Below are 3,488 nucleotides of genomic sequence, written 5' to 3' on the forward strand. Positions count from 1 at the left end.
AGCAATAATGCACTACGGGTTAAACTACATATGTTTTGGCGCTGGTAATATCGCTCATTAGCACTAACAATTCCCAATAGCGGTAAATATTTTTTCCAGACCCACTAATTTTTTTCAAAGAATAATAATCGTTCTAAGGTTATTAAGTTGAAATTCACAAAGCTATGCCGTAACTTTGCAGCTCAAATTAAAACAAGAAAAAATATGTCATCAGTAGAGACAACTTACGTACCTTACAAAGTTAAGGACATTTCACTGGCGGAATGGGGCCGCAAAGAGATCGAATTAGCAGAAGCAGAAATGCCCGGCTTAATGTCATTAAGAAAAGAATTTGGTCCAACAAAACCCCTAAAAGGTGCTAGAATTGCAGGATGTTTACACATGACCATCCAAACCGCAGTTCTAATCGAGACTTTAGTAGAACTAGGTGCAGAAGTAACCTGGTCATCATGCAATATTTTCTCTACACAAGATCACGCTGCCGCTGCTATTGCTGCTGCTGGTATTCAAGTTTATGCTTGGAAAGGCTTAAACGAACAAGAATTTGATTGGTGTATTGAGCAAACTTTACACTTCGGACCAGATCGTCAACCTCTAAACATGATTTTAGATGACGGTGGCGACTTAACCAACATGGTGTTTGATAAATATCCAGAGTTAATTGCTGCAATTAAAGGTTTATCAGAAGAAACTACTACAGGCGTACACCGTTTATACGAGCGTATGAAAAACGGCACCTTGCACTTACCTGCAATCAATGTTAACGATTCGGTAACTAAATCTAAATTCGACAACAAATACGGTTGTCGCGAGTCATTGGTAGATGCTATTCGTCGTGCTACGGATGTGATGATGGCTGGTAAAGTAGCTGTTGTTGCTGGTTACGGCGATGTGGGCAAAGGTTCTGCAGCTTCGTTAAGCTCACAAGGTGTACGTGTAATCGTTACCGAAATCGATCCAATTTGTGCTTTACAAGCCGCAATGGAAGGTTACGAAGTAAAGAAATTTGCTACCGCAGTTAAAGAAGCTGATATCGTGGTAACTACTACTGGTAACTGCGACATTGTTCGTGGCGAGCATTTCAAAGCGATGAAAGATAAAGCGATTGTTTGTAACATCGGCCATTTTGACAACGAAATTGACATGGCTTGGTTAAATACTAACTATGGCAATACTAAAGTGGAGATTAAACCTCAGGTAGATAAATATACCGTTGATGGTAAAGATGTAATTGTTTTGGCTGAAGGCCGTTTGGTAAACTTAGGTTGTGCTACTGGCCACCCAAGTTTTGTAATGAGTAACTCATTTACCAACCAAACTTTAGCACAACTAGAGTTATGGACTAACAGAGACGCTTACGAAAACAAAGTTTATGTTTTACCTAAGCATTTAGACGAAAAAGTAGCTCGTTTACACTTAGAAAAAATAGGCGTAGAATTAGATGTACTTGACCCACACCAAGCAGAATATATTGGTGTAGCGGTAGAAGGACCATTTAAGCCAGAAGCTTACAGATACTAATTTAAGTTTAAAGTAGAGCGTAGCGAACCCTCCAAGAGTGCTATCTAGCAAATCCCGATACTTGGGGATAGAAAGCTTAATGCTAATTTTAAACTTTAAATAAATAGAAAAGGATGTGCATTTGTACATCCTTTTTTTGTTAAAAATCTTTTTAAACATTTCATTAATGTATGGCGAATAAATTTATTATTCTTAAAATTTGTTATACCTTACGGCAAAATTTAACGCACCATTTAAATAACAAACCAAAATGCATTTCTTTGAAAGAGTTCTACAACCGCCCGCCTATGGGTGGAAGGATTTAAACGGCCAATTAATTACGCCTACACCAATCCAGATTTTAAAGGAATTCTTTAGCAGATTAAACGTTTTTAAGGACAAAAGAAACTGGCTTCCCTTGTTAAGCTGGGTTAAAATCTTATGCTTAATCCCCTTTTTCTTTATCTTCCTAATTTACTTTTTAGAATGGTGGACCGTACTTGCCGCCTTTGTTTACAGCATGATCATTATGGGTACACACGGTACCATTTGGCATCACCGATATTGCACCCACGGCGCCTACACTTTTCGCAACAAATACTGGCGCTTTTTTACCCAAAACCTAACCATAAACGTTATTCCAGAAGAAATTTACGTGATCTCACACCACGTACATCATTCCCTATCAGATAAACCCGGAGATCCCTACAACGCACAAGCGGGTTTCTTGTATTGCTTCTTGGCCGATGTAAACCACCAGCCCATAGCTAAAGATTTAAGCGAAGCCGAATTTAGCCGAGTACAACAACTCATGGAGCATACTGGAGTAAGCTCAAACACTTACGCTCAATATTTAAAGTGGGGTTCTTACGTAAACCCAAAAAACGCCATACTTTCTTGGGTATTAAACTGGGCATTTTGGTACGGCGCTTTTTATTTAATTGGCGGCCATGCCCTGGCCTGTACACTATTTGGCGCAGCAGGTTTTTGGGGAATTGGCGTACGCACATTTAATTACGAAGGACACGGAAAGGGTCAAGACAAAAAGAAACCAGGCACAGATTACAACCTAAAAGACAACTCTATAAACCAACTGTGGCCCGGTTTTGTAGCGGGCGAATGGCACAACAACCATCATTTGTACCCCAAAAGTGCCAGAAGCGGTTTTAAACCCCATCAAATTGATTTGGCTTGGTACTACATTAAAATGATGCACACGTTTGGAGCAATAAAACAATACAAATGTTTCAAAAAGCAGTTCTACGCAAATCATTACCTAACTAGCAAAGTAAAAATCTAAGGGGTAGTTCGATTGAGCGATAGTGCTAAAACGCTCGCCTTCGGCAATACCCAAAACGTTACAAGCAACCCTAAAAGACAACAATACTAAACATGAACCGGCAGACTTACGACTCTATCTGTTTTACCGAGCTCGCATACGAGTTTGATTTTTCTGACAATAAAGAAATAGAGAAAAAGATAAAGAGACGACTCAAACACCATAAGCTTGGCGACTTCAAACAGGAACGTATAGACTACATTAGAAGGCTGAAAAATGACCTGTATTCAGAAATTACGAGTCAAAAGAAATCCAAATATTTCCATAAAAGCAAGCCAAACTTTGCAGACTTAGCAGACTTCAATTTTGAGAGAATGACTGAAGATTACCATAATAAGTATGAAAACATAGACAAAGAAGACTTAAAAGGAATGATAAATTTTGCGATATACTTGTACCACATGAGATAAAAACACCCAACTGTCCTCACTTTAGCGGAAGTCTTAATGCCATAGACCGAGCAACAGCCCGACTTGTGCTTATTATTCTAAAATAAAAAACAAACAATCACAAAGCAAATGCTAAAAGACACAAGTCATCTTGCCCTCAAACCCGAACACACACAAGACTTGCGCCAACTTAGGCGCAAGCCACTCTACAGTTTTACCGATATTTTTAATTATTCCAATAACCCGTAGTGCATTATCAA

3 protein-coding genes are annotated in these 3,488 nt (G+C 38.9%); all 3 read left to right on the forward strand.

The window, feature by feature from the left end; translation table 11 throughout:
• Positions 1-204: 204 nt before the first annotated feature.
• The 3 genes from ahcY to B3I52_RS01755 all read left to right on the forward strand — a co-directional run bounded on the left by ahcY (position 205) and on the right by B3I52_RS01755 (position 3,249).
• Entirely contained in the window at positions 205-1,521 is a 1,317-nt protein-coding gene (ahcY, locus tag B3I52_RS01745; RefSeq protein ID WP_293297928.1) for an adenosylhomocysteinase, read from the forward strand.
• A gap of 250 nt (positions 1,522-1,771) precedes the next feature.
• Positions 1,772-2,800: a fatty acid desaturase gene (locus tag B3I52_RS01750; RefSeq protein ID WP_293297930.1), complete on the forward strand. Its 1,029-nt coding sequence runs from the start codon at positions 1,772-1,774 to the stop codon at positions 2,798-2,800.
• Between the two features lie 92 nt (positions 2,801-2,892).
• Positions 2,893-3,249, forward strand: coding sequence for a hypothetical protein (locus tag B3I52_RS01755; protein WP_293297933.1), 357 nt, complete (start codon positions 2,893-2,895; stop codon positions 3,247-3,249).
• Positions 3,250-3,488 lie beyond the last annotated feature (239 nt).

The sequence above is a fragment of the Pedobacter sp. UBA4863 genome (assembly GCF_002399615.1).
Lineage (GTDB): Bacteria > Bacteroidota > Bacteroidia > Sphingobacteriales > Sphingobacteriaceae > Pedobacter.